This window comes from Nitrospira japonica (assembly GCF_900169565.1).
GTDB lineage: Bacteria > Nitrospirota > Nitrospiria > Nitrospirales > Nitrospiraceae > Nitrospira_C > Nitrospira_C japonica_A.
In genome coordinates this window covers 3409390-3433744 of the sequence record NZ_LT828648.1, presented here as the reverse complement: position 1 = coordinate 3433744, position 24355 = coordinate 3409390, and the positions used below count along the sequence as shown (strand labels likewise).

Sequence of the window (24355 nt, the reverse complement as noted above, 5' to 3'; positions counted from 1 at the left end):
GACTTGACGAAATTGGCTGCCTCCTTGGAGAGACAAAAATCGGCCATTTGCTATAAGTCCTCAATTTCATTCGTGGCGATAATAACCCCATCAAGGCATAGCGTGTGCACTCCGGGAGATGATTTTCCGGGGGCGGGATCTCTTTCAAGGAGTGAGCAATGCCGAAACTCGTACGAATCGTCATCCAGTTACCGGTTGAATTGAAAGCCCAGCTCGATGCCCTCAAACAGCAGGGATACACCACCAGCGGGTTCATTCGAGCTATGCTGGAACGTGAATTGACCAAGCCCGAGGACGACGCCAGTAACGTCCTTCCTATGGTCAAGAAGGTCAATAGCCGTTAGGTCTCAGGTCTTTCCCCCTAGCGTCCCCCCCGCGGTCCTGATTTCCAGACAAGCCGATCCGCATTTCTGACGAGCCATATTGTTAAAACCGCGTGCCTCTTGCACTGGGACATCGTTCTCGCTACAAGAGGTCATGGTTCCAACCGTATGCTGGCACGAGGGAGCGATCCGATTGCTCGACCAGAGTCGACTGCCCGAGCATGTCGAGATTCTCGAATGCCGGGATGTCGAATCGGTTGCCCGGGCCATCCGAGAACTGAAGGTTCGAGGGGCGCCGGCCATCGGCGTGACGGCTGCCATGGGGGTGGCCCTTGGGGCCCAATTGAGCGAAGCCGAGAACTATTTCCAGCTTGAAAACGATCTTAGCGGAGTTTGCGAACTCCTTGCTGCCACCAGGCCCACTGCCGTGAATCTCTTTTGGGCCATCGAGCGAATGAAGCGAACGCTCCATGAGCTTCGGTCCCAGCCGCTTTCCGCCATCAAGACCGGATTGGTTCGCGAATCTCAGAGTATTTTGGAAGAGGACATCGCGCTGTGCAAAGCCATGGGCCGGCACGGTGCTCGCTTGATTGAGGACGGACAGACGATCCTCACGCATTGCAACGCCGGGGCGCTGGCGACAGCCGGATACGGGACAGCTCTGGGCGTCGTTCGGGCTGCTTGGGAGGAGGGAAAGCGCATTCAAGTCATCGCCGACGAGACCAGGCCGGTTCTTCAAGGGGCGAGACTCACCGCCTGGGAGTTGATGCAGGATGGTATTCCGGTCACCCTTATCACGGACGGCATGGCCGGGATCATGATGCGGCAGGGAAAAGTACAACTTTGTATCGTCGGCGCGGATCGGATCGCGGCCAACGGAGACGTAGCCAACAAGATCGGGACGTACTCGGTCGCGGTGCTGGCTCGGGCGCATGGTATTCCCTTCTATGTGGCCGCCCCCTATTCGACCATCGATCTCAAGACTCCTTCCGGGAACGACATCGCCATTGAGCAGCGGAACCCGCAGGAAGTGACGACCATGCTTGGCGATCGCATCATCGCTCCAAAGGGTGTATCGGTGTACAATCCCGCCTTCGATGTGACCCCCGCTGAATTCATCGCCGGCATCATCACGGAGCGAGGGGTCTTCAGGCCTCACGAGGTGCTCCGCCACTTTTCCTGATGTGCGGCGTCACGTCTTGAAACTGACCGGAAGCGCCCCTATAATGGCGCAGAAATTTTCAACTTCGCCACAATTAGACCGGAGGAAGACGTTTCATAATGAGCGAGCGAACACTGGCAATCATCAAACCCGATGCGGTGAAAAAACAGGCGATTGGAGACATCATCTCGCAGTATGAGCAAGCCGGATTGCGCCCGGTCGCGATGCGAATGCTGGTCATGGGAAAAGGGATTGCGGAAGGATTCTACGCGGTGCACCGTGCCAGACCCTTTTTCGACAGCCTCTGCACGTTCATGTCGTCCGGTCCGGTCGTGGTGCTGGTGTTGAAGGGCGAAAATGCCATCAAGAAGAATCGGGAGCTCATGGGCGCGACCGACCCGGCGAAGGCCGACAAGGGCACGATTCGCGCGAAGCACGGGACCAACATTGAGTACAATGCGGTGCACGGCTCGGATTCTCCTGAGACGGCTCGGGTAGAAATCGCCTACTTTTTCCCCGAAATGAGCGTGGTGGGATAACCGGATTCGGAAACCAATGATACCGCCTGATCTTCGATACCATAAAGAGCATGAGTGGGTTCGCGTGAAAGAGACCGACGGTACGGTCGGGATCAGCCATTTCGCGCAAGATGCCCTCGGCGACATCGTATTTGTCGATCTGCCCAAAGCCGGAGCGGTCGTTACCGCCGGCCAACAGATCGGGGAAGTAGAGTCGACCAAAACCACGTCGACGATCTACACCCCGGTGAGCGGGACGATTGCCAAGGTCAATGCCGACCTCAAAGATCATCCCGAGCTGGTCAACAGTGATCCGTACGGCAAGGGATGGATGATTGTCGTGCACCTCTCGAACTCGGATGAGGTCGAATCGCTCATGACCTCGTCCCAGTACGAATCATATCTCGCAAGCCAGAAACACTAAGTTTTCTCTCATGCCCAAGCACATCGTGATCCTCGGCGCCGGCCCCGGGGGGTACGTGGCCGCAATCCGCGCGGCCCAGCTCGGCGCCCGTGTGAGCGTCGTGGAGGCTCAGGCGCTTGGCGGCGTTTGCCTGAATTGGGGGTGTATTCCGAGCAAAGCGCTGTTGGCCGTCGTGGAACTCGGCGACAAGCTCAAACATGCCGAGTCGATGGGATTGGTCCTCGAGGGGAACGTCGCGTACGACCTGGCCCGCATGGTGTCGAGAAAGAATAAGGTCGTGGAGACTCTGGTGAAGGGGATCGCTACACTCTTCAAGTCGTGGGATATTCGGCATCTGGAAGGAGTCGGGACGATACGGGGCAAGGGCATGGTGCATGTTGCCCTCAATGACGGGACTGAACAGACGCTCGAGGCCGACGCCGTCGTGATTGCCACCGGCTCCTCATGGCCCAATCCGTCCCAGTTTCCGATAGACGGAAGAGTGATCGTCACCAGCCGGCAACTGCTGGATCTTTCGACCATTCCTCGCCGGTTGCTGATTCTGGGAGGCGGAGTTGAAGGTTGTGAATTCGCCACCCTGTATAGTGGACTTGGGACGGAAGTCACCGTGGTGGAGTTGGTGGATCGCATTTTGCCGCTCGAAGATGAGGAAGTTTCCGCGACGATGGCGCGAGAGCTGAAGAAGCGCGGCGTGACGGTGATGACCGGGACGACGGTCGATTCAGTCGAGCGAGGGGAATCTGCCATCACGGTTCATTGCAAGAACGGGGAGAAGATCGTCGCGGACATGTTTCTGGTGTCCGTTGGACGGGGTTTCAACAGCCGCGGCCTCGGGCTTGAGGAGGCCGGAGTGGAACTCGGTCGTCGTGGCGAGATTCTGGTAAACGAGCGCATGGAGACCACTGTGTCCGACATCTATGCGATCGGCGACGTAGTCGGGAAAGCAATGCTGGCCCATGTGGCCTCGGCGCAGGGCAAGGTGGCGGTCGAGAACATTATGGGCCATCGGTCGACGATTCGGTATGAGGTCATTCCAGCCGGTATTTTCACGCTGCCGGAAATCGGCCGAGTCGGACTGACGGAAGCGCAGGCGCGAGAACGGATGCGGGCGAATGGACTGGACGCAGATGCCGCCGTCAAAGTCGGACGATTCAGGTTTGTGGCGACGGGAAAGGCTCAAGCAACGGGAGAGACGACCGGATTCTGCAAGATCATATCCGAAAGCGAGTCGGGCCGGATACTCGGGGCCCACATCATCGGATCCCATGCCGCGGATCTCATTCATGAGGCTGCGCTGGCCATGGAGATCGGCGCGAATGTGAATCAGATCGCCGACATGATCCACGCGCATCCGACGATGGCGGAAGGCATGATGGAGGCGGCGGAGGATTCGGGGCGCGGAGCGATTCATCAGGTCCGAAAGCGGGCGAATCGATGATTGTCTCGTTCTTGATCAAGTGCGCCATGGTTGCGCTCACCATGGGCGTGATTTTTTGGATCGGATGGACGCTCCCACAGCCAGAGCCCGATGGCGTGCGGGTCCTGCCGGACGAGGCTGCACCGGCGCTCCATGTCGAAGGACCGGTTGGTGCGGCTCCGATTCCGGTACCGATCACGGAGGGCGCCGAACCGGTCAAACGGACTTCGCCGACGAAGGGAGTCGGGAAGATCGATTTGAATCGGGCAACGGAGAAGGATCTGGAATCACTTCCGGGTATCGGAGCGGTTCTGGCGGGACGGATTATGAAATATCGGCAAGATGTCGGGCCGTTTAGCCGCGTCGAGGACTTGCGCGACGTGAAAGGCATCGGAAAAAAGAAGTTCGACAGAATCAAGAATCTGATCCAGGTGACCATCTGGCCGCCGGATGGTGACGGAAGGGTTTCCGCATGAGTGAATTGGTCCGGCAAATCGATTTGATTCTTCGCGGGACGGTCGAGGTGATTCAACAGGCCGAATTGGAATCCAAGCTCAGCCGCGCGTTGGCGGCCAATCGGCCGCTGCGGATCAAGGCCGGCTTTGATCCGACCGCGCCCGATCTGCATCTCGGCCATACCGTTCTGATTCACAAGTTGAAGCATTTTCAGGACCTCGGACATCAGGTGATCTTTTTGATCGGCGACTTCACGGGGATGATCGGGGATCCGACCGGGGTGTCAGAAACGAGGAGGGCATTGACCAAGGATCAGGTTCGGGACAACGCCACGACCTACGAAAGGCAGATCTTCAAGCTGCTGGATCCCAAGAGGACAACCATCGAATTCAACAGTCGATGGATGAGCACGATGTCCGCGGCGGAATTGGTCGAGCTGGCGTCACATTATCGCGTCGCCCGCATGATGGAGCGAGACGATTTTCACAAGCGGTATCAGGAGCAAAAGCCCATCAGCGTCCACGAATTTCTCTATCCCCTGGTTCAAGGGTATGATTCGGTCGTTCTGAAGGCCGACGTGGAATTAGGAGGAACCGATCAGAAGTTCAATCTGCTCGTCGGACGAGATCTGCAGCGTGACTATGGCCAGGAACCTCAAGCCGTGATCACCATGCCGCTGCTTGAAGGAATCTTCGGCGGCAAGAAGATGAGCAAGAGTCTCGGCAACTATGTGGGATTGGAGGATCCGCCGAGCGAAATGTTCGGGAAAATCATGTCGGTCAGCGACGAACTGATGATCCGGTACTATGAGGTGCTGACGACCGAGGATCTGGCCTCGGTGAAGACGTCGCATCCGATGGAAGCCAAGCAGAGCCTGGCGCAGCATATCGTCACGCTCTATCACGGACAGGAGGCGGGGCGCGCGGCCCGCGAAGCGTTCCAACTGAAATTTCAGGAGCGGGAGTTTCCCAGCGAACCGGATGTGCGTGTGAAGGTCGCTAAAGATGACCTTGGCGCAAGCGGCACGATCGGCCTTGTCGATCTCGTTGCCATGACCAAGCTGTTGGCGAGCAAGAGCGAAGCGCGCCGCCTCGTCATCCAGGGCGGGATCGAGGTCGAGGGAGTCAAGCAGAGCGATGCGAATGCCGTGCTGACGCTCAATCCCGGGAGCACCTACCGGATCAAAGTGGGAAAGAGAAAGTTTGCGCTGATTGAAGTCCTGCCATAGAAGCGGCTTCCTTGACTTAAATCTCCGCCGCGGCGTAGGATCTGAGGCAGCGAGCGGGCGTAGCTCAGTGGTAGAGTCCTAGCTTCCCAAGCTAGTTGTCGTGGGTTCAAATCCCATCGCCCGCTCCAAACGTGTTCCAGCGCTTCGAAGGATTTGGACCCACGACGGGGATTTCGAAAGGGGTGCGCCCCTTTCGTGGGGAGTGCACGAGGGGGATGACCCCCTCAGTGGGAGCCGGGAGGCAGGCATCAGAGCCGATCCGGCGACGGAGTGTGGTTCAAATCCCATCGCCCGCTCCAACCGTACTTACTTCTGATCCCCGGGCCTGTTCCAGCCGTCTCCATGGCCAATCAACTCCCTGTCTCAGCCGACATGTCCCTGTCACAGAAAGGATTTGCCGTGACCCGTGGTCAATACTTCCTTCTACTTGCAGTGGTGTTCTTGGGAAATGTCGTGGGATCGGCGTTGACCGGGATCATATTCGATTCGAGCAGCGCTGGTGCCGAGAAGGCGAAGGGCATTAATGCGGAAGAGTTTCTTCTCCTGGATTCAAGCGGCAAGGCACGGGCGGGTCTTGGACTCGATCCTCAAGGAGAAGTCGGGTTCATCCTTACCAGTAGAGATGGAAGCAAGAAGCTGGCGCTCTCGCCCGACGAGCCCCTTGCGATCAAGCTCAGCGACCGTTCCGGCCGCGTGCTCTGGTCCGCTCCGTAGGGAGGGACCAGTCCTAGAGGCCAACCCGAAGTGTCTTGAGATCAGGGACGGGACGGGGACCCTCGGAGGGTTCGAGATCGGCGGCTAGACGGCTTTCTTGACCAAACCGCTCCGCAGACAGCGAGTGCAGACGCGAATGCGTTTCGTCGATCCGTCGACGATGGCCCTCACCCGTTGAAGATTGGGGTTGAACGAACGTTTCGTCTTGTTGTTCGCATGGCTCACGTTGTTACCGGTCTGATGCCGTTTGAGGCAGATATCGCATGCAAATGCCACGGGAGGCTCCTTGGGCTAAGTCAAGTGACAGACAAGCAGGGAATTTACCACAGAGCCGATGGATGTGACAAGTCTGTGCAGCGGTGGGTCGTGAGTCAGTTTCACCTTGCGTCATGCCTATGAAAGCGGATCCCCATCATCGAGACTCAATACGCAAAGGAAGCCCTTGTCTGGATTCCCGCTTTTGATGGCGCTCACTGATCCGCGTTGCGCGGGATACGGTCGGAGAGTGGATGGAGGGGAATTACAGTTGCGGATCCTTTCCCGTGGAGCTCTTGGGTGACAGGCCGACGAGCGCAGGAGCCGTGATGTCAAACGACGCATCCGCCCCGTCGTCAAGCCGGTCTTTCCCGACACTGTAGATTTTTTGCTGCGTCTGACTCCACAGCATCGGTAGTCCCGTAAAGGGATCGAAGTATTGCGACCCGACCTCCGCCAGTCTGGTCGGGACCGCGGCCGTGCCGCTCGGCCGTCGCAATTGGATCTGCAACGATGCGAGACGAAGCCTGGCGTCGGTTTCCATCAATTGATGGCGGAAGATATTCCAATCGGGTTCGACCGGTGCGGGATTGACCAGGCTCTCCAGAAACCCTCGATGGACGTTGCCGGAGATTTGATGCAAGGTCGGCAGCGATCCCTCTCCGGTCCCCGAGGCTTTCGTGATCGCTTCATAGTATCCCGCATACATTTCATCCGTCTGTCGGCTGCCCAAAGAATAACCGAGAAAAGAGGGTGGCCGGGGATGCTCGATCTTGGCGAAGGCATTGTCCGGGAGCTGTGTGGTGGCAATAAGCCAATCACGTTCCGGATTGCTCGAGACCAGCGAATCCTTTGCCGGAGCGAGTCGACCTTGCGTCTCGCGGCCGGCGACAGCCAGTTGATGACGAATCGGCCAACGGAGGGAATATTCGGACGACGTCAGCGGAACCATGAGTTGTAAAGCGGTCAGCAGAAGGGTCTTGTCTACGGCTGGTCGTGAAACCATCCTCGAAATCAATTTGGCGTCGTCTTGAACGACGAATTGTGCGGCGACCGTCATGTCGGGCGTCGTGGCCTCGCGCAACACCATTCGCCAGAACGTCAGTTCCTTGTTCAAACGGTCCAATCCGGCAGTCGTGGAGCGTGAGAATCCATCGGCAATGTACAGTCGGTGGGCGAGCATGACTTCTGCGAACCTGGGCGTTGCCCGCTGGCCGAACCCCCGATCCTCAAACGACATGTCCAGGCAATGCTCGTATCGCTCCAGGAGAAGACCATGCTGCGACGTCCAAGCCTTGACCGGAGCGTTCTTGTCGCGAAATGCCATGATCGGATCCTCTGTGTCCCAGTTGGGAAACGCTTGTCCGAGAGGATGCGACACTTGTAAGTCGAGTCGTTCCGGTTTGTCGTAATCGAACCGACGACCGTCCGACGTCTCGCGTGCTTCGACCCATATTTCATAACCGACCTTCCCCGGATCGAGTCCAGCGGACGAGGCCAGTCCCAAGAGGAAGAAATAGGCGTTGTGATAGGGGTCGGTCAGGTGGACCGCGGGAGGCTCGGCCAGGCGGGTTAGTGGAGTCACCCCCGACGGATTGTTCGAGAGTCCGATCAATGAGGTGATTTGGAAGAGAATCCAGAGAGTCGCCAGTGCAATCAGGAGGTGTTTCATCGAGTCGCCTGCAGAGGATGGTTTCAGACCGTTTCTGGTGAACATTCCCCAAACAGCAAGGCTCATGCCCGGCCGTATCCCACAAGAATTGCTCTGGTTGTTGGCTATTTCGGCGTAGATTCGTTCCTGACTAGGGCCGGGAGCTAATTGCCGCTCATCATGCGGACAATAATGAACTTGACAAGTTTTGTCCCTGTCTCCTAGAGTGCCCGCTCACATAGCCTCCGGGTAAGGGAAGAGGGTGCGAATCCCTCGCGGTCCCGCCGCTGTCAGTGGGGACGAAACCCGCCAAGACCACTGTCCGATTCATCGGATGGGAAGGCGCGGGGAGTAGGGCGAACCATGAGCCAGAATACCTGCTTGGAGGAATACCAACTGTTCCCTCGTGGGCTGGGGCGCAGACGAGGATGAAGAAGCGGGTGCAGTCCTCAGGGTCATCATTAGACCTTGAGGATTTTTTTTGACTTTGCCACGACGGACCTTTCGAACCTGCCGGCCCTCGCGGTCATCCTCTGGTGTCTTGGACGCGGAGCGCACGGTCTGCTCGCCCGCCAAGGCCGTCGCACAAAGACTGTTTGGCCAAGCCGGAGTCTTCAGGTCCTGCCTCCTGTTCGGGCTGTGCCTGGTTCTCTTCGTCTTTGGAGTCGTCGATGTTCAGGAAGCCGAGAGTGCGATGATGCCGCGCCGCCAGCAAGGGATCCTAACCGGTATGCCGTTCATGGCGAATATCACGCCGCGAACGTTTGTGGATGACGCCGGACGGAAACTCTACATTGCAAAGGCGCCGAGCAGGGTAGTCTCGCTCGCACCGAGCATTACGGAAATGCTCTTTGCCCTCGGTCTTGACGAGCAAATCGTCGGCGTCACGGAACTGTGTGACTTCCCGGCAGCCGCCCTGTCGAAACCGAAGGTGGGTTATGCGCGACACAATCTTGAAGCGCTCATCGCGCTTCGGCCGGACATGATCGTCGCGCCGCAGGAGTTTCTCCGATCCGATGTCGTCGCCAAGCTGGAAGAGTTGAAAATTCCCGTGTTTCTGATGGACGCGAAGACCGTCGACGACATCCTGATGCAGATTCAAAGTTTGGGGAAAATATTCAATAAGACGAAGGTGTCCGATGAGGTGACGGGTCGGATGCGAGAACGCATTGCCGCAGTTGCGAAACAGATCGCGGCATCGAACAAGAAGCGCGTGCTGTACGTGCTGAACAGTCATCCGCTCATCACGGTCGGTCCCGGAAGTTACATTCACCAGATGATCGGATTGGCCGGCGGGATCAACGTGGCGCATGGCGCTGCGTCCCCCTATCCGACGCTCAGCATTGAAACGGTGCTGCAGGAAGACCCGGAGGTCATCATTTTTCCCGTCGGTCCTGTGGAAAGCGTTCCAAAGAGCGAGCAGAACGAATGGAACCGCTGGAGCAGTCTGTCTGCCGTCCGACACCGGCAATTGCGTGAGGTGTCGTCGGATGCGCTCAACCGTCCCGGCCCTCGTGTGGTCGAAGGGTTGGAGCTCCTGGCGCGAGCGATTCATCCCGAGGTTTCTCTCTCGGACAACGCCGCTCCCTTGCCATGATGTCGCCATCCGACCATTCTTCGCCCTCCGCATCGGTTGGCCTTCCTCCTCCAGTACCAGAACCGAAGACGGCACCCGCCGCGTTCGCCGACGATGAAGTGTTTCGAAAGTCGACACTGGGCGCAGGCCGTTGGACGGCGGTCATTGGAATGTTGCTGGTGCTGGCCGCGCTCCTGGCCCTGCTGTGTCTCCAATTTGGAACGCAGTTTGTCGGTCTCAACGAAATGGCGCGCATCTTTGCCCGAATGGTCGAAGCCACGAGCGATCGTCGGAGCGAGTCGGATGTGATGGCGACGATTCTGCTGCAGGTGCGTCTGCCGAGAATCTTCCTGGGGTTTCTCGTCGGTGGTTGCCTGGCGGCGGTCGGAGTGGCTCTGCAGGCGCTGCTGCGCAATCCGTTGGCCGATCCGTACGTGCTCGGTGTCTCGAGCGGCGCCGCGCTCGGCGTATCCGTCGCCGTTCTGTTCGGCGTTGGGACGACCGTGATGGCCATGTCGGCATTGCCGCTCTGTGGATTCGCGGGCAGCGTGGTGGCGCTGGCCCTGATGTATCGGATGGCCGCAAGTTACGATCGGTTGCCCATCCACAGTGTGTTGTTGGCCGGCGTCATTCTCAATGCGATTTTTTCGGCGCTGATCATGTTCATTACGTCGATCATGGATCCCAACCGTTCCTTCGGCATGATGATCTGGCTCATGGGGTCCCTCATGGCGCCGGCATATCCGACGCTGCTGGTGTTCTCTCTCTACGCCGCGGTCTGTTTGACTCTGTTGTTTGGGCAGGTCAACGTGCTGAACGTCATGGCATACGGGGAAGAACCGGCCCGATCGCTGGGGGTCGACACGGAGTTGGCGAAGCGGCGTATTCTCCTGTTTTCGGCTCTGATGACCGGGGCCGTCGTCTCTGTCAGCGGCATGGTGGGCTTCATTGGCATGGTGATTCCCCATGCCGTACGTCTAATGGTCGGGGCGGATCATCGTCTCGTCATGCCGGCCTCCGCCCTGATCGGCGGCACGTTTTTGATGGTTGCGGATACCTTCGCTCGGACGGTCGTGTCGCCTTCGGAGTTGCCGGTCGGCATCATGACGGCATTGGTCGGCGGACCGTTCTTCGTCTATCTTCTGGCCTGGCGGAAAGATCGAATGTCGTGACTGCGTATCCGGGACATGATCTCAGCAGCGAGCCGTCGGAGTCCGTCGACAGAGGGCCGTTCCCGGTGTATGACGCCCGCTCGGTCCGGTTTCACTACGGCCGCATGGACCCAGATGCGCCCCAGTGGGCCTTGCGCGATGTCAGCTTCTCTGTGAAGCCTGGTGAAATGCTGGGCATTGTCGGGCCGAATGGATCTGGTAAGACGTCGTTGCTGAAGTTGCTTGCCCGGATTATTCCGGAGCAACAGGGCACCATCAGACTCTTTGGAAATCGGCTGACTGAGTTGAGGCAGGAAGACGTGGCGCGGGACGTCGGATTTGTCCCACAGGACACGTCTCAGACGTTTCCCTTTACCGTCACCGAGACGGTCCTGATGGGACGATTCCCTCATCGGCATCGGGCGCCCTGGGATCTGGGATTCGGATGGGATAGTCCGGGCGATCGCGCCATCGCGCAGCAGGCGATGGTGACAATGGATGTTTGGAAACTGGCGACACGACGGGTGACGGAACTTTCCGGCGGGGAGCGGCAGCGTGTGGTGATTGCCCGAGCTCTGACCCAAGAGCCGCGTGTGCTGTTGCTGGACGAACCCACGGCCTTTCTCGATCTCCAGCATCAGGTCGGCATCTGCGTCCTGCTGCACCGGCTGAAACAGGAGCGGGGTCTGACGATCGTGCTGGTGTCCCACGATCTGAACTTGGCCAGCCAGTATTGCGACCGGGTGCTGCTCCTTGATCGGGGACAAGTCGTCCGGCTTGGCGTTCCCTCCGAGGTGGTTCAGCGGGACGTGCTGGAAGCGGTGTATCGATGCCGGGTTCTTGTGGATTGCCACCCTGTTTCAGGGCTGCCACGCGTCACGCTGCCCAGCCGCGACATGGTGACATGATGATTGGAATCGATCGTCGAAAGATCGCATTGCTCCATCTTCTCCTGGTACCGGGGGACATCGAGCGCAATCGATCTGTCACCGTCGAAGCCGTGAAACTCGCGGCTAAGACCGGTGCACAGTGGATTGTGACGCCCGAGCTTACGGTGTGCGGGCTGCAGTTTCCACAGGTCGTCGGAACCGAGTGGATTCAACCGCAGCCGGATCCATGGATGCAGCGGTTCTGCCAGCTCGTGAAAACACTCCGCTGTACGGTGTTTCTCGCGATTCCGGAGCGAGAAGGGCGGAAGCTCTACAACTCCGTGTTTGTCATCGACCCGGACGGTCGGATTATCGGCAGGCATCGCAAGATCAACGTCAAGAGTGACTCTCTATCGTGGTCGATGCCCGGCGACCGCGTCGCTGCAGTGGAATGCGACGGCGTCAAGGTCGGTCTCCCGATCTGCAGCGATGTCTATACGAGACATCTGACGGATGCACTCAAGACGGACGGAGCGCAAATGATCATTTCACCTGCTTCGTGGGGTCCGGGCATCCATGGTCCGAACGGTGAATGGGAAGCACGAACCGAAGAGACCGGCCTTCCTTTGATTGTTTGCAACCGCACCGGTACGGAGCGGACCCTCGATTTTTTGAAAGCCCCGAGTCTTGCCGTGAAGAACGGGAAGCGAATTTTGTCCTATACATCCGATCGTTCCGCCGTCCTGACGTGTGAATGGGACTTCGTCGCAATGAAACCGCTGTCAGCCGCATATCAAACAGTCTATCTTCCGGGCTGATCACATGGAGCACGTGAGAATCCTGGAGAGAAGATCGTTTGCATGCGCGCAGGAGGACGTTGCACCCGCTCCTTCTGCAAAAACGTGTGGGTGCGTAACAGTATTCTAAGAAGGGACCAGTCGAACATACGCCGTCAGCGCCGGGGAAGATGGTGAGAATCCATCACGGTGCCGCCACTGTAAACGGGGAGTGACCCTGCCGCAACGCCACTGTGGACGTCGTTCCATGGGAAGGCGCAGGGAAACGTCGATCCGTGAGTCAGGAGACCCAACTGACGGAGGAAGTAGCACCCTTCGAGCCAAAGGGAGGTTCTCATGTCGCCGTGTTCCGTTTCGTTCGGGTTTCGAGCGCTCGTGTTTGCACTGGGCATTTTCGTTCCCCTCCATGCCGCTTCCGCCGAAGAAGCGCCAATACCTGGCCAGGGGGCAGGTCCTATTTCCGCCGAGTCACCGGTACCTGACCAAGCCGGGGAACCCGCTGCTGCGCCTCCTGAAAGTATGCCAGTCGATCGATCAACGGTTCTCGAAGCTCCGGAAGTCATCGTCAGTGCCACGAAGACGGAAGTGCCCGTCAAGCAAGTCACCAGCGCGGTGGAAGTCATGACCGGCGAGCAGATGGAACAACGCAGAGTGAGAACCGTCGCGGAAGCGTTACGCTGGGCGCAGGGACTGGCCGTCTTTCAAAGCGGAGGTCCTGGGACCACCGTCGGCGTGCGGATGCGTGGAGGGACACCCGAGCAAACGCTGGTGTTGATCGACGGAGCGATCGTCAATAGCGCGACGCTCGGCTCGTATGATTTTGCCAACCTGACGAGCGACAACATCGAGCGGATTGAAATCTTGAGAGGCAGCCAGGGCATGATGTGGGGCTCAGATGCCATGGGCGGCGTGATCAACATTACTACCAAGCGAGGGCGCGACACGCCGAACATCGGCGCGTTCGTCGAGTACGGCTCGTTTACGACGATTCGTGAGGGTGCCAACATTTCAGGAAAGAAAGGGGCGTTCGATGTCGCGGCGGCGCTGACCCGCTGGGATGCAGCGAGTTTCTCGGCCATCAACTATCGGCGGGGAGCAAGCGAGCGGGACGGATTTCACAATTGGCAAGGGTCCGTTCGGCTCGGCGTCGATCTGCCAAAAGACGGCCGATTGGAGTTCAATTTTCGTTGGATGAACAGCATCACCAACCTGGACGGATTTGCCTTCAACCCGAGTACCTTCGGTTCGGACCCTGCCGACATACTCGGTGCCAAGACGCAAAGTCAGCAGTATGTGTATTCGGGCAGCTATATGCAGCCTATTACGAATTGGTGGTCCCAAAAACTGACGTTGGCGCGGGCCACCGAAAGCCTCAGTACCGTGTCCGGGACGGTCGAGCGCAATCTCGTAACAGGGGCAGAGGGCGTGCCCTTTCCGTTCAACTCTCAAATCAACACGACCAGCAACCGCATCGAATGGCAGCATGACTTCCAGATAGCCAAACCCCTCGCCGTCACCGCGGGGTATCAATTCCGCGAACAGATCGGAGAAAATTTCGATACGCTGGCCGGCACCACGACGATCCCGAGCAAGAACATCAGTAGCAACGCCGGATTTGCCGAGGCTAAATTGAATCTCTGGGATCGATTGTTCGGAACGGCGGGCATCCGGCAGGACGAATACAATGTATTCGGCAGCGCGACGACCTACCGCTTCACGGGAGGCTATTTGATCAAGGAAACTGGTACCAAGCTGCGCGGCAGCTATGGGACAGGATTCAGGGCGCCGACCATCAATCAACTGTTCTTTCCGGATTTCGGGAATCCCAATCTACAGCCGGAGAAGAGCAAAAGCATGGATGCGGCCCTCGAGCAGTATCTGTTCAACGATCGTGTAGTCCTCAGTGCGGGATACTTTTGGAACCGCTATCAAAATCTGATTCTGTCGGTTTTCGATCCGGTCGGATGTGGCTTTACGACGTTTGGATTTTGTGCTCAGAACATCGGCGCAGCCAGAGCGGAAGGTGTCGAGGCGAGCGCGAAGCTGCAGCTCGTGCGCGACCGGCCGTGGATCAAGAGTCTTGATTTGCAGTTCCAATATACCTACACGAGCACGGAAAATTTGACGAACAATGCCGATACCCGCTTGCCACAGTGGCCGTTGCATCAATGGTCCACGATTTTGAGCTACCAGCCGGTCGAAGCGTTCAGAGCCAATCTGGAGGGGCGGTACGCAGGTCAACGCTTCAACGACGTGAGCAATCAACAGTCCGTGCCCTCGTTCTATGTCTTCAACGCCTCCGCGACCTATAATGTCACGAAGAGCATTCAAGTGTATGGAAGGGCCGATAATATTTTCAATCAGAAGTACGAAGAAGTGTTGTTCTTCGGAACTCCGATCCGATCGGTGTTCGGAGGCGTCAGGGTGAATTTCGACGTCCCGCTCTAGAGGGGGCTGTGCGAGGTCCTGTCTGGAAGATCTGTGAACGCTGTGGCCGCTCCTTCGAGTGCGGGCAATACGGCTGTTGGTGCGGGCAGATGGGCATCACCGACCGGCAGATGGTTCGGATCGAGCGGGCGTTTACGGACTGCCTCTGCCGTGAGTGTTTGACGAACGTCGTGGCCGGTGAGGAGGGATCGGTGTCCGATCCTTCCTCACCCACATGAGGATATCGAATGCGAATTACCAAGGTGTATACGAGAACGGGGGACGCGGGGCAGACAAGGCTGGCCGGCGGTCAGCAGGTTTGGAAAGACAGCTTGCGCGTGGAGGCGTACGGCACGGTGGATGAGTTGAACGCATCGGTCGGTCTCGTCCGAGCGATGAACGACGAATCGAGCGGCGCTACGGATTCGGCCAGGCAGCTTGAAGAAGACCTTCGTTGGATACAGAACAAGCTCTTCGATCTCGGCAGCATTCTGGCGACGGCCCCCGGTCAGTCATTCAAGAATATGCCGACCATCACCGCGCCGGATGTGGTGCGGCTTGAACGGATGATCGACCGGTGTCAGAAAGACCTGGCCCCCCTCAAGGAGTTTATCCTGCCCGGAGGGGGAAAGGTCTCGGCGACGCTCCATCAGGCCAGAACGATCTGCCGGCGGGCCGAGCGCATCGGTGTTCGTTTGGCCAAAGAAGAGGCCGTCGATCCGCAAATGAACAAGTTTCTGAATCGCCTGAGCGACGCCCTGTTCGTGCTGGCTCGATGGGCGGCCAAACAGCGCGGAGAGCCTGAATTCCTCTGGCAGCGCAATGCCGATGAGACGGACTAGAAAGCAAAAGCATCCCCTCAGGCATGACGTGGGAAGAATTGCCACTCCAAGAAATCGGTCTGACGAATAGGGGTTGGTATCCGACTGCAGTCGGAGATGAAACATTCTCGGCCCGAGTGATTGACTGTGGGAGGATCGGCTATGGGATCCGACTGCGCGGGCCTCTGTATTGCGGCGTGTCGATGAGTGCGAGGGTGAGTTTCGGGCGATGGATGATCACGCGATGACCGACCTTGATGAAGTTATCAGAGCATCCGGCATTGATCCTTCATGGCATTCTGGAAGCACACCCGGATCTGAGAGAGGGAGAGGAAATAGATCTGGATATTATTGGTCTAGTTGTTCAATGCTGCGAACCGGAGCCGCCGCGACGAAACACTTTTGACTGTGCCGAGAATGGAGCCTTCGCGGGTCCTGTAAGAACCTGAGCTCAGTGATGAGTTTCTTGGGGCATCAAACGCCAGTTATGATCGGACACACCTGTTGCCCGTCTGTGTAGACAATATCTCACTCGCAGGGACATTGGCATGCACGGCCCGAAACATGCCAAAGCGACACAACCCTGTCCCAAATGCCAGACGCATCAACAGGAACGTAGGCACTTCTCGCAATGATTTAATTACCCCGACCATGCCAAACCGAACGAGCCCTGCCGGGCGGACAGCTCCCTGCCAGATCGAATCGACCCAGGAGGGTAAGGTCTCGGCAGTCCAATCTGCCGTGGTGACTTCACCCGCCACCAGTCCGGTTTCCTCCAATAATTCTGAGAACCGTTCGATGCTGGAAAACGCCGGATGAGACCACTGATCCAGCAGTTGCCGCATCACTGGCTTTTCCCAGAAGTTGAGTGGAACCCGGCGGTCGTCCCGCTGATTCCAATCGGCAACAACCAGAATTCCACCCGGTTTCAGAACGCGCAATAACTCTCGCGCAAACCGTGCCTTGTCCGGCATGTGCGGTCCTGCCTCGACCGACCAGACCACATCAAAACTGGCATCAGGGAACGAAAGGGCCAGCGCATCATCGACCTGAAAGTGGGCGTTCACCTCCGGGGAGGTCAGTTCTTGAGCGCGCCTGACTTGCTGAGGGCTGAGGGTGATTCCTGTCACGGCAAAGCCATAGTCCCGTGCTAGAATGCGGCTGCTTCCGCCAATGCCGCAGCCCACGTCCAAAACCGTCGTGCCGGCGGGAAGCTTGTCTAACCCACCCCAACGTGCCATTTCATGCACAAAGTCTGACTTGGCTTTGAGAAAATCCTTCTTGTGGGGCGGAGAGCCATAGTGCCCCAGGTGAATATGCTCGCCCCAGTAGAACTCCAGAATGCCGTCATTGGTCCAGTCATCATAAGAATTGGCGACAGAATCGGCGGAGTGATACTTGCGAGGAAACAGCAAGTACAGCACGAGTCCGATCAGCAATAAGACCAGAAGAGAGACGATCACCAATATGAACATGTTCATCATGTCGAATGTCTCAAGAAGCGTGATGTCATTCACGTCCACTCACAGTGCAAGAGAGTGGCGGGAGCAATCTAAAGAACACCTATCCCGTCCCTATTATTGATGTGCCAACAGAGGCGAAAAGTGGTGTAGATTAGCCTCGGCAGAGCGGTTAAGTCAAAGCGAAGGGTTTGGGAAGCTGGCTGAGTTCCTCATTTCAAGGAGTCCTCAAAGATGCGGAGCAGATCCTAATGAGACCGATCCGTTCGACGGTATGTTTCAGATGGTAGCCTTGAATAGAGCTGCGCAAGGTATTTGGAGTGTGGTATTTGGTAGTTGTTCGCGAACGCCGCTGCCATGAGAAACGAGAAAAGATATCGAGTTCCGGCCCGTGGAGTATCATCTCGCCATGAATAAGGGAATGATCGAAACGGACGTAGCGATTGTCGGTGCGGGTGGCGGCGGTGCCGTTTTAGCCCTGGCACTGGCAAAGCAAAACATTCGCACAGTGGTGGTCGATCAGGCAGGCAGTCCATCCAAGAGTTTGCGGGGTGAGATTATCCAACCAAACGGGCAAGCGGTTCTCGACCGTTTGGGCGTCTTATCGTCACTGCCGGCCGATGCTACGCTGTCCGTGCGGCTGTTTCATTTTTGCCGAGCCGGGGGCACGCGTCTTTGCAGCATTGACTATGGCGACTTGCCGCCACCGTATAACCGCGCCATCGTGACCCTTGCCAACGTAGCACACCATGCGATCATCGCGGCAATACAGCAACAGAAGAGCGTGGCACTTCACTACGGAACCTCCTTCACGGGACTCATACGCGAGGACGAGCGGGTTGTCGGAATATCGGCTGAAGGACGGGATGGCCCACTCACGATTCGTGCAAAGGTTGTCGTCGGTGCTGACGGAGCGTTTTCGAAAGTGCGAGAAGCTCTCAAGATCCCCGTCGATCTGCATCTCTATGGGGATGGATATCTGATTGCGATACTGGAGTCGGACGATCAGATCGCGGACACGTCCTACTACGTTGGGAATAAGACCATCTTGGGACTGTTTCCGGTCACTGGAAAGAAGGCATACATCTTATACATGATTCCCAAAGATTCGATGGAAGCCGTGAAACAGCGTGGTATCCCTGCGCTCCAGCAGACCTGGAGCCAGATCGCACCGCAGTTTAGCAGGCTCTTTCGGAATTTGAACGAGTGGAGTCAGGTCGGATATCTGCCGACTTGTCGGGTGCGCACGCCGAGATGGGTGGCCAATGGAGCCGTCCTGATCGGTGATGCCGCCCATGCGATGAATCCCCACGCATCGCAGGGGCGGATGCAGGCCATGGTCGATGCCATGACGCTAGCCGATCTCATCCCAAGCTGTCTTGCTGACAAGGACTATTCGGCCGCCAGATTGAGTGCATTTGAACGTGCCAGGCGACCGCAAGTGAACATGCTGCAACGCTTGGCCGATCAACAAGTGTTCTATTGGAATACCGGGAATCCGGTGGTGGCCCGCCTCCGCGATCGTGTGTTTCAGACTCTAGATCGAAACGCACGGCTACGCTATCAGGTTTTATCGACAACGGCAGGGTTGCGCACTGTATCGCCGTTTAGCGGGATTGATCGCTTGATTGCGGCGGGGCTATTTCCCGATATCCGGTCGCACGAACGATCTCAATAGTCGATCTGTCATGATCCCGTGTGAGCAATGTCATCGCGGCGTTCGGCTCAAGCTTGACGTTCCACCCAAGAATTCTAGATTCAGGTAAGCAATATGGCGTTGTAGTACGTCGCTCCTGTCCACATTGTGATCAGCTTGGTGGGAATTGCCTCGATACACGTTCTTTCATGGTCTCCTCCCACACGCAGTTGCAGCGGACGGTGATCCGCTATCGTATACACGCCGCCGATGAACTGCGGTGTTCGGCCGATAGGTCGTCAGAAAATCTGTCCGTTGCCGTTCTTGACATCGTCTCCGCGCGACTATAGACTGCCGACCATGCTGGTTCTCTGATTATGTCAGGGATCAAAAGGGAACCCGGTGTGAATCCGGGGCTGCCCCGCAGCGGTAAGCGAGAACGACTCCACCTTCGCACTGACTCTCGGGAGTTGGGAAGCGGTGGAGAGTAGGGAATCGGCAACTAGCCGACATGCTCGCAAGCCCGAAGACCTGCCAGCGTCTGACATTGGAGAGACAACCGATGTCGGTTTGACCTGGATGCCTCGAGGGAGGACCGTAGGTCTGAGCTGGTTCGGATCGTTTCCTTCCTTCCGTTCTTGGTTCACGACCACTTCCCTATAGTGCCTCCTTGATGATCGCCCGTGGGGGTGACGGTCGCCTGCGCGTCTGCCCATTTCGCGGCAGATCTCGTCTTGCCATACGTCTTCTCCTCCCTGCGTCATGCATCCGGGTCCGTTAGGTCCGCCGTAAGGCGCCGAATGGAGGAGTCCGTGATGCGCGTTGAATCTGCCGAGCATGTCGAACGCCCTTCGATGCCCAGGAAGCCGATTCCATCCGTGGTGCCGCACAACCGCAACCTTCAGCGTTTCCGAAAGGAGCCGTCATGATGTCTGTGCTCGCGACCTGTCTTGGGTACCCACGTATCGGTTTTGAACGTGAACTGAAGAAAGCGCTCGAATCGTTCTGGTCGAAGAAAACGTCCGCGGCGGATTTGCAGCAATGTGCCGCCGGTCTCCGGCGCCGACATTGGTCCCTCATGAAACAGGCCGGCATCGACCACATTCCTGTGGGAGATTTCTCTCTCTATGATCAGGTGCTGGACACGGCCGTGATGGTCGGCGCCATCCCCGCACGCTACCGGGCGATCAAAGATCCGCTGGTCAGATATTTTGCGATGGCTCGAGGATTACAGGAGAGTGGCGAGGGGATGGACGTGCCCGCGCTCGAAATGACGAAATGGTTCGATACCAACTACCATTACATCGTTCCGGAACTGGCATCCAAACAAACGTTTGCTCTCAACGCTTCGAAACTGCTCGGCGAGATCGATGAAGCGGAAACGACAGGTGGCGGCCTCCGTCCCGTCCTCCTTGGTCCCGTGACGTTTCTCCTGCTTTCTAAAATGGAACAGGGGAAAACGAAGGGACTCACCCCATTGGCGTTCCTCGACCAACTGATCCCGATGTACGAGCAGTTGCTCGCTCTCCTGGCGGAGAAGGGGATTCAGTGGGTTCAGATCGACGAACCCTGTTTGACCCTTGAACTCGATGATCAGGCAAAGGCGGCCTATCGGACGGCCCTGACCAGGCTCGCGGCATGTCCGGGACGGCCCCGCCTCCTCCTCGCAAGCTATTTTGGAGCCTTGGAGGACAACCTGCCGCTTGCCGCGGGATCCGGTTTCGACGCACTCCACGTCGATCTCGTTCGAGCGCCGGACCAGCTCGACGCCGTGCTCGGTGCCTTGCCGGCAACCATGCATGTGTCATTGGGTCTCGTTGACGGTCGGAATATCTGGCGCACGGACCTCGATGCCGCTCACGCGACGATCCGGAAGGCCGTTGAGATGATCGGGCCGGATCGTGTCATGGTGGCGCCGTCCTGTTCATTGCTGCATGTGCCTGTGGATCTGGCCGGCGAACAGAAGCTCGGCAGCACGATGAAAAGCTGGCTGGCCTTCGCCGCTCAAAAGCTGAACGAAGTGCGCGTGCTTGCCGATGCGGCGGGATCTTTGACCCCTTCCGGACAACCATTTCTCGACAGCCGAGCCGCGCGAGCAAACAGGTTGGCGTCCCCGATGGTTCGCAACAGCCATGTAGGCGAGCGAATGAGGGGGATCACGGAAGCATTGTTCAGGCGCACGTCGCCGTTTCCGGCGCGAGCCGAACGGCAGCGGGCGAGATTTCGATTGCCGCTGTTTCCGACTACGACCATAGGATCGTTTCCCCAGACCGGCGCCGTCCGCAGCGCCCGCGCCACCTGGCGGGCTGGGACATTGCCGGTCCCGGACTACGACAAATTCCTGAAGGAAGAGACTCGTGCCTGCATCGCCAAACAGGAAGCCATCGGACTGGATGTCCTCGTGCACGGTGAATTCGAACGCAATGACATGGTCGAGTATTTCGGCGAGCAACTCGACGGTTTCGCGTTCACCGAGAACGGTTGGGTGCAAAGTTACGGATCGCGCTGCGTCAAACCGCCAGTCATTTTCGGAGATGTCTCGAGACCGTGCGCGATGACGGTGGAATGGTCCACCTATGCCCAGACTCTCACGAAACGTCCGGTCAAAGGGATGCTCACCGGGCCCGTCACCATCCTTCAGTGGTCGTTCGTCCGAGATGATCAACCGCGGCAGGATACGTGCCTGCAGATCGCACTGGCTCTTCGTGAGGAAGTCGTCGATCTGGAACAAGCAGGTATCAAAATGATCCAGGTGGATGAACCGGCCATTCGCGAAGGTCTCCCTCTTCGACGACGGGAATGGAAAGACTATCTTCGCTGGGCCGTCGACGCTTTCAAGTTGGCCACGAGCGGGGTGCGGGACGACACGCAGGTTCACACCCACATGTGTTACTCGGAATTCGGAGACATCTTGGAGGCGATCGCCGAGATGGACGCCGACGTCATCTCGATCGAAACTTCGCGCTCGAGAATGGAACTGCTCGGCGACTTTGTCCGCTATCAATATCCGAATGAGATCGGTCCGGGCGTCTATGACATTCATTCACCCAGAGTGCCGACGAAAGAGGAGATGGCGGATCTGCTGATCAGCGCGGGCAAGGTGCTCCCTGCCACGCGGCTTTGGGTGAACCCGGACTGCGGGCTCAAGACGCGAGGGTGGCCGGAAGTCCAGGCGGCGCTCCGCAATATGGTTGAGGCCGCGCGAGTGGCTCGTCGGCAGTTCGGCGAGGAGCGCGTCGGCTGAAAGGCTGTTCCGCGATCGTTTGCGCGCACGAGCCATGAAAAGTAACGAGGCCGAGAGGGGGGCATGATGCCGATCGATGAGTCCACGTATGGTGCCAAACCGCTGGATGAAGATCGCTTTGACTATCATGTTTGGAAAGCGGAAGGACTGAGTCTTGGCGGTCCCGGGCGGGACGCCGCGGTCGAACAGGCCGTTCAGTCAGCCCGGAACAAGCTCGGTCCCGGGTGGGAGCTTGACCATATCAACCATGGCACCGTCGTTCCCCCACAGTTGGTTTTTCGGAAAGCCATGCCGGAGACGGTTCTTCATCGGCGGTACAAGAATTATGACGTGTGGTCCAGCCCGTCCCAATTCGACTCGGATGGCACGTATCTGCGCGTGGTGAAGATCAGAAACCAGCAACGAACCTGGACACGACGAATCGTCCATGAGCATGAGTCTCGGTATACGACCATCGAAGAAGCGCATGCCGAAGGATTCGTGTTGGCGCATCGAATCATTGATGAAGCCGAAAGGAATCCTTACATATTTTGAACGAAAGCGTTGCGAGCGGGGAACACGATTTGGGACGTGTGGGGGGGCTGTTGGGTATGGACCTGCCCATATCGTGAACATGGTCTGTCCGGATGCCGGACCTATTCTCGGCATCCGGTTGATCGAGCCGTTGGCCACGATCGTTAAATGGGATCGGTTGTCGGCATGTCCACTGAACTCGAAATCGCCATCAAACCGCTGTTCGCAACACCGGTATTGGTGTTCACGGTCGCCCAACACGACTGTCTCAATGCTGATCTCGCGCGCGTGATTCTTGAACGAGAGGCTTCAAGACCGGCGCATCGGGATTCCGAGGTGGTGGGTTGGTCCTCTCCTCACGATCTGTCGATGCTGGATTGGGCTGGAGAGATGCTCGGCAAGCTGTTTGATCCGGTGCTGAAGATCGCTGCACATATGACGGAGTTGTCGAGACAGTCCGGTCACGGGGAGCAACGGCTCGGCTGGCAAGTGGCCGAGGTCTGGGCCAACGTGCAGCGGCAGGGAGGGAGCAATGCATTTCATCCGCACCCCGGGAGTTTCTGGTCCGGCGTGTACTATGTCGACACCGGAGATATCCCCCAAGAACCATGCGGGGGAGAATTGAGACTCTTCGATCCGAGGGGATGCCTGCCGCGCATGCTGGCGCCGTATCTTCGATACAGCGTGCCCGAACTCCATGACGCGGGAACGAGTGTGTCGTTGGCTCCCTCGGCCGGCCAATGCCTGTTGTTCCCCGGATGGCTGTTTCACGCAGTGAACGTCTATACGGGACACACGCCCCGTATTAGCATCGCCTTCAACCTCGATCCAATTCTGAGCAAACGTGAAGCGTGATGAGCCCGTTCGGCGGCGTGAACCAGAACCGAGGCGTCCATGATCAAAGTCTTGCTGTTCGGGTTGACGTTGCGCGACGCAGTGGGTAAGCAGGACATCGACGTCGAAGCTTCTCAAGCGGCGACGGTGAAACAATTGCTGGAGTCCAATCAGGACCGGTTCGGAGCCGTGCTGCCGTTCATGATGAATCGGGAGGTAGTGATCATCGTCAACAGGCGGATCGGCACGGAAGATTCGCCCGTAAAGGACGGCGATGTGGTGAAGTTGTCCTACCAGTCGCGATACTCGACGCATGACGGCGTGCGGGACATTCCGGTATAGTCAGGGGCGGTGTTCCTGCCTTGACAACGGTTTCCCGCCGGTGCTACAGAACCGATTTGAATCGTGTTTGGGTGCCCCGCAAGGGCGTAACAGGGAAGTCCGGTGCAAGACCGGCGCGGACCCGCCACTGTATGTGAGGAGCCGCCCTCCGTTCCTAACCACTCAACATGCGCGTTGAGGAAGGTTGAGGGCCGTGTTGAAGGGCCGTCCTTTCGACACTCACGAGCCAGGAGACCTACCCAAGCATCCAAGGCTATGGTTCTCCGCGCGGTAACGGAGATGACGTCTGCCTCCGGGCATGTGACCTCTTGTTCCCGTGCGGGAATGGGAGGTACTGATGCCGACATCCGATCAAGCCGTTACGATCTCACACCAGCGTCCGAGTGTCCGGCGATTGGGCTTCGGCGACCTCGATCGCCCGAGACACGTTGATGTGCTCGCCGGGCCATCTCGTCGGCCGCATCAGTGACTGTCGGGGTGGAAGGAGACTCGCAGGCGGTTCAGGCTTGGAAGGCAGGGCTTCGTGGGGAGTGACAA

23 protein-coding genes, 1 tRNA gene and 4 riboswitches are annotated in these 24355 nt (G+C 57.9%); of the genes, 21 read left to right on the top strand and 3 right to left on the bottom strand.

From position 1 onward, the window contains the following. Positions 1-158: 158 nt before the first annotated feature. From NSJP_RS16285 to NSJP_RS16245, 9 genes are all read left to right on the top strand, one after another. A complete protein-coding gene (locus tag NSJP_RS16285) occupies positions 159-344 on the top strand; it encodes a ribbon-helix-helix domain-containing protein (RefSeq protein ID WP_080887906.1) in 186 nt (61 codons plus the stop codon). A gap of 133 nt (positions 345-477) precedes the next feature. Beyond that, positions 478-1506, top strand: coding sequence for an S-methyl-5-thioribose-1-phosphate isomerase (mtnA, locus tag NSJP_RS16280; RefSeq protein WP_080887905.1), 1029 nt, complete (start codon positions 478-480; stop codon positions 1504-1506). A 95-nt stretch (positions 1507-1601) separates the two neighbouring features. After that, positions 1602-2024, top strand: coding sequence for a nucleoside-diphosphate kinase (gene ndk, locus NSJP_RS16275; RefSeq protein ID WP_155970320.1), 423 nt, complete (start codon positions 1602-1604; stop codon positions 2022-2024). A 16-nt stretch (positions 2025-2040) separates the two neighbouring features. Beyond that, complete coding sequence (gene gcvH / locus NSJP_RS16270; RefSeq protein ID WP_080887903.1) at positions 2041-2427, top strand: glycine cleavage system protein GcvH; 387 nt, start codon at positions 2041-2043, stop codon at positions 2425-2427. A gap of 10 nt (positions 2428-2437) precedes the next feature. After that, positions 2438-3865 carry a dihydrolipoyl dehydrogenase gene (lpdA, locus tag NSJP_RS16265; protein WP_080887902.1) on the top strand — a complete coding sequence of 476 codons (1428 nt, stop codon included), beginning with the start codon at positions 2438-2440 and terminating at the stop codon, positions 3863-3865. After that, positions 3862-4320 carry a ComEA family DNA-binding protein gene (locus NSJP_RS16260; RefSeq protein ID WP_080887901.1) on the top strand — a complete coding sequence of 153 codons (459 nt, stop codon included), beginning with the start codon at positions 3862-3864 and terminating at the stop codon, positions 4318-4320. Before lpdA ends, NSJP_RS16260 begins: the two co-directional genes overlap by 4 nt. Then, on the top strand, positions 4317-5528 hold the full coding sequence (gene tyrS / locus NSJP_RS16255) for a tyrosine--tRNA ligase (protein WP_080887900.1): 1212 nt from the start codon (positions 4317-4319) through the stop codon (positions 5526-5528). Before NSJP_RS16260 ends, tyrS begins: the two co-directional genes overlap by 4 nt. Positions 5529-5581: 53 nt before the next feature. Then, a tRNA-Gly gene (locus NSJP_RS16250) sits at positions 5582-5656 on the top strand. A gap of 271 nt (positions 5657-5927) precedes the next feature. Then, the gene (locus NSJP_RS16245; protein ID WP_155970318.1) at positions 5928-6242 is read left to right on the top strand and encodes a hypothetical protein; all 315 of its coding nucleotides are present in this window, start codon (positions 5928-5930) and stop codon (positions 6240-6242) included. 84 nt (positions 6243-6326) lie between these two features. Here NSJP_RS16245 and rpmB read toward each other — a convergent pair whose 3' ends face one another. Both rpmB and NSJP_RS16235 read right to left on the bottom strand, forming a co-directional pair. Then, complete coding sequence (rpmB, locus tag NSJP_RS16240) at positions 6327-6518, bottom strand: 50S ribosomal protein L28 (protein ID WP_080887898.1); 192 nt, start codon at positions 6516-6518, stop codon at positions 6327-6329. Positions 6519-6762: 244 nt separating this feature from the next. Then, entirely contained in the window at positions 6763-8169 is a 1407-nt protein-coding gene (locus tag NSJP_RS16235; protein WP_155970316.1) for a hypothetical protein, read from the bottom strand. A 186-nt stretch (positions 8170-8355) separates the two neighbouring features. Then, positions 8356-8547: riboswitch (cobalamin riboswitch) on the top strand. A gap of 88 nt (positions 8548-8635) precedes the next feature. Here NSJP_RS16235 and NSJP_RS16230 point away from each other — a divergent pair. The 7 genes from NSJP_RS16230 (at position 8636) to NSJP_RS16200 (ending at position 15810) form a co-directional block, all read left to right on the top strand. Then, positions 8636-9745 (top strand): ABC transporter substrate-binding protein, encoded by a 1110-nt coding sequence (locus NSJP_RS16230; protein WP_231989413.1) that lies wholly within the window; start codon positions 8636-8638, stop codon positions 9743-9745. Between the two features lie 98 nt (positions 9746-9843). After that, positions 9844-10896 carry a FecCD family ABC transporter permease gene (locus NSJP_RS16225; RefSeq protein WP_231989412.1) on the top strand — a complete coding sequence of 351 codons (1053 nt, stop codon included), beginning with the start codon at positions 9844-9846 and terminating at the stop codon, positions 10894-10896. Then, positions 10893-11783, top strand: coding sequence for an ABC transporter ATP-binding protein (locus tag NSJP_RS16220; RefSeq protein ID WP_231989411.1), 891 nt, complete (start codon positions 10893-10895; stop codon positions 11781-11783). Before NSJP_RS16225 ends, NSJP_RS16220 begins: the two co-directional genes overlap by 4 nt. After that, on the top strand, positions 11780-12562 hold the full coding sequence (locus NSJP_RS16215; RefSeq protein WP_172834405.1) for a carbon-nitrogen hydrolase family protein: 783 nt from the start codon (positions 11780-11782) through the stop codon (positions 12560-12562). Before NSJP_RS16220 ends, NSJP_RS16215 begins: the two co-directional genes overlap by 4 nt. Before the next feature lie 118 nt (positions 12563-12680). Further along, positions 12681-12853: riboswitch (cobalamin riboswitch) on the top strand. Positions 12854-12877: 24 nt separating this feature from the next. After that, positions 12878-14989 carry a TonB-dependent receptor plug domain-containing protein gene (locus NSJP_RS16210; protein ID WP_080887894.1) on the top strand — a complete coding sequence of 704 codons (2112 nt, stop codon included), beginning with the start codon at positions 12878-12880 and terminating at the stop codon, positions 14987-14989. 8 nt (positions 14990-14997) lie between these two features. Then, positions 14998-15207: a cysteine-rich CWC family protein gene (locus NSJP_RS16205; RefSeq protein WP_172834404.1), complete on the top strand. Its 210-nt coding sequence runs from the start codon at positions 14998-15000 to the stop codon at positions 15205-15207. A gap of 9 nt (positions 15208-15216) precedes the next feature. Continuing rightward, a complete protein-coding gene (locus NSJP_RS16200; RefSeq protein ID WP_080887892.1) occupies positions 15217-15810 on the top strand; it encodes a cob(I)yrinic acid a,c-diamide adenosyltransferase in 594 nt (197 codons plus the stop codon). A gap of 464 nt (positions 15811-16274) precedes the next feature. Here the strand turns inward: NSJP_RS16200 and NSJP_RS16195 are convergent, their stop codons facing one another. Next, on the bottom strand, positions 16275-17273 hold the full coding sequence (locus tag NSJP_RS16195; protein WP_080888637.1) for a methyltransferase domain-containing protein: 999 nt from the start codon (positions 17271-17273) through the stop codon (positions 16275-16277). 385 nt (positions 17274-17658) lie between these two features. On the opposite strand from NSJP_RS16195, the gene NSJP_RS16190 reads away from it, so the two are divergent. The 5 genes from NSJP_RS16190 (at position 17659) to NSJP_RS16170 (ending at position 23818) form a co-directional block, all read left to right on the top strand. Further along, a complete protein-coding gene (locus NSJP_RS16190) occupies positions 17659-18927 on the top strand; it encodes an FAD-dependent oxidoreductase (protein WP_080888636.1) in 1269 nt (422 codons plus the stop codon). A 305-nt stretch (positions 18928-19232) separates the two neighbouring features. Then, positions 19233-19438: riboswitch (cobalamin riboswitch) on the top strand. A 375-nt stretch (positions 19439-19813) separates the two neighbouring features. Continuing rightward, positions 19814-22129, top strand: coding sequence for a 5-methyltetrahydropteroyltriglutamate--homocysteine S-methyltransferase (gene metE / locus NSJP_RS16185; protein WP_080888635.1), 2316 nt, complete (start codon positions 19814-19816; stop codon positions 22127-22129). Between the two features lie 63 nt (positions 22130-22192). Then, the gene (locus tag NSJP_RS16180) at positions 22193-22663 is read left to right on the top strand and encodes a hypothetical protein (protein WP_080887891.1); all 471 of its coding nucleotides are present in this window, start codon (positions 22193-22195) and stop codon (positions 22661-22663) included. Between the two features lie 165 nt (positions 22664-22828). Beyond that, positions 22829-23497 (top strand): TIGR02466 family protein, encoded by a 669-nt coding sequence (locus tag NSJP_RS16175; protein WP_231989409.1) that lies wholly within the window; start codon positions 22829-22831, stop codon positions 23495-23497. A gap of 39 nt (positions 23498-23536) precedes the next feature. Further along, complete coding sequence (locus NSJP_RS16170) at positions 23537-23818, top strand: MoaD/ThiS family protein (RefSeq protein ID WP_080887889.1); 282 nt, start codon at positions 23537-23539, stop codon at positions 23816-23818. Between the two features lie 52 nt (positions 23819-23870). Then, positions 23871-24075: riboswitch (cobalamin riboswitch) on the top strand. The last annotated feature ends 280 nt before the right edge of the window (positions 24076-24355 follow it).

Excerpts from the sequence above, each read along its gene's own strand:
- NSJP_RS16215 (WP_172834405.1), top strand. The coding sequence starts at position 11,780 with ATGATGATTGGAATCGATCGTCGAAAGATCGCATTGCTCCATCTTCTC.
- NSJP_RS16180 (WP_080887891.1), top strand. The coding sequence starts at position 22,193 with ATGATGCCGATCGATGAGTCCACGTATGGTGCCAAACCGCTGGATGAA.
- mtnA (WP_080887905.1), top strand. The coding sequence starts at position 478 with ATGGTTCCAACCGTATGCTGGCACGAGGGAGCGATCCGATTGCTCGAC.
- NSJP_RS16190 (WP_080888636.1), top strand. The coding sequence starts at position 17,659 with ATGAATAAGGGAATGATCGAAACGGACGTAGCGATTGTCGGTGCGGGT.
- lpdA (WP_080887902.1), top strand. The coding sequence starts at position 2,438 with ATGCCCAAGCACATCGTGATCCTCGGCGCCGGCCCCGGGGGGTACGTG.
- NSJP_RS16210 (WP_080887894.1), top strand. The coding sequence starts at position 12,878 with ATGTCGCCGTGTTCCGTTTCGTTCGGGTTTCGAGCGCTCGTGTTTGCA.
- metE (WP_080888635.1), top strand. The coding sequence starts at position 19,814 with ATGTCTGTGCTCGCGACCTGTCTTGGGTACCCACGTATCGGTTTTGAA.
- tyrS (WP_080887900.1), top strand. The coding sequence starts at position 4,317 with ATGAGTGAATTGGTCCGGCAAATCGATTTGATTCTTCGCGGGACGGTC.
- NSJP_RS16235 (WP_155970316.1), bottom strand. The coding sequence starts at position 8,169 with ATGAAACACCTCCTGATTGCACTGGCGACTCTCTGGATTCTCTTCCAA.
- NSJP_RS16175 (WP_231989409.1), top strand. The coding sequence starts at position 22,829 with ATGTCCACTGAACTCGAAATCGCCATCAAACCGCTGTTCGCAACACCG.
- NSJP_RS16260 (WP_080887901.1), top strand. The coding sequence starts at position 3,862 with ATGATTGTCTCGTTCTTGATCAAGTGCGCCATGGTTGCGCTCACCATG.
- NSJP_RS16285 (WP_080887906.1), top strand. The coding sequence starts at position 159 with ATGCCGAAACTCGTACGAATCGTCATCCAGTTACCGGTTGAATTGAAA.
- NSJP_RS16195 (WP_080888637.1), bottom strand. The coding sequence starts at position 17,273 with ATGATGAACATGTTCATATTGGTGATCGTCTCTCTTCTGGTCTTATTG.
- NSJP_RS16200 (WP_080887892.1), top strand. The coding sequence starts at position 15,217 with ATGCGAATTACCAAGGTGTATACGAGAACGGGGGACGCGGGGCAGACA.
- NSJP_RS16170 (WP_080887889.1), top strand. The coding sequence starts at position 23,537 with ATGATCAAAGTCTTGCTGTTCGGGTTGACGTTGCGCGACGCAGTGGGT.
- gcvH (WP_080887903.1), top strand. The coding sequence starts at position 2,041 with ATGATACCGCCTGATCTTCGATACCATAAAGAGCATGAGTGGGTTCGC.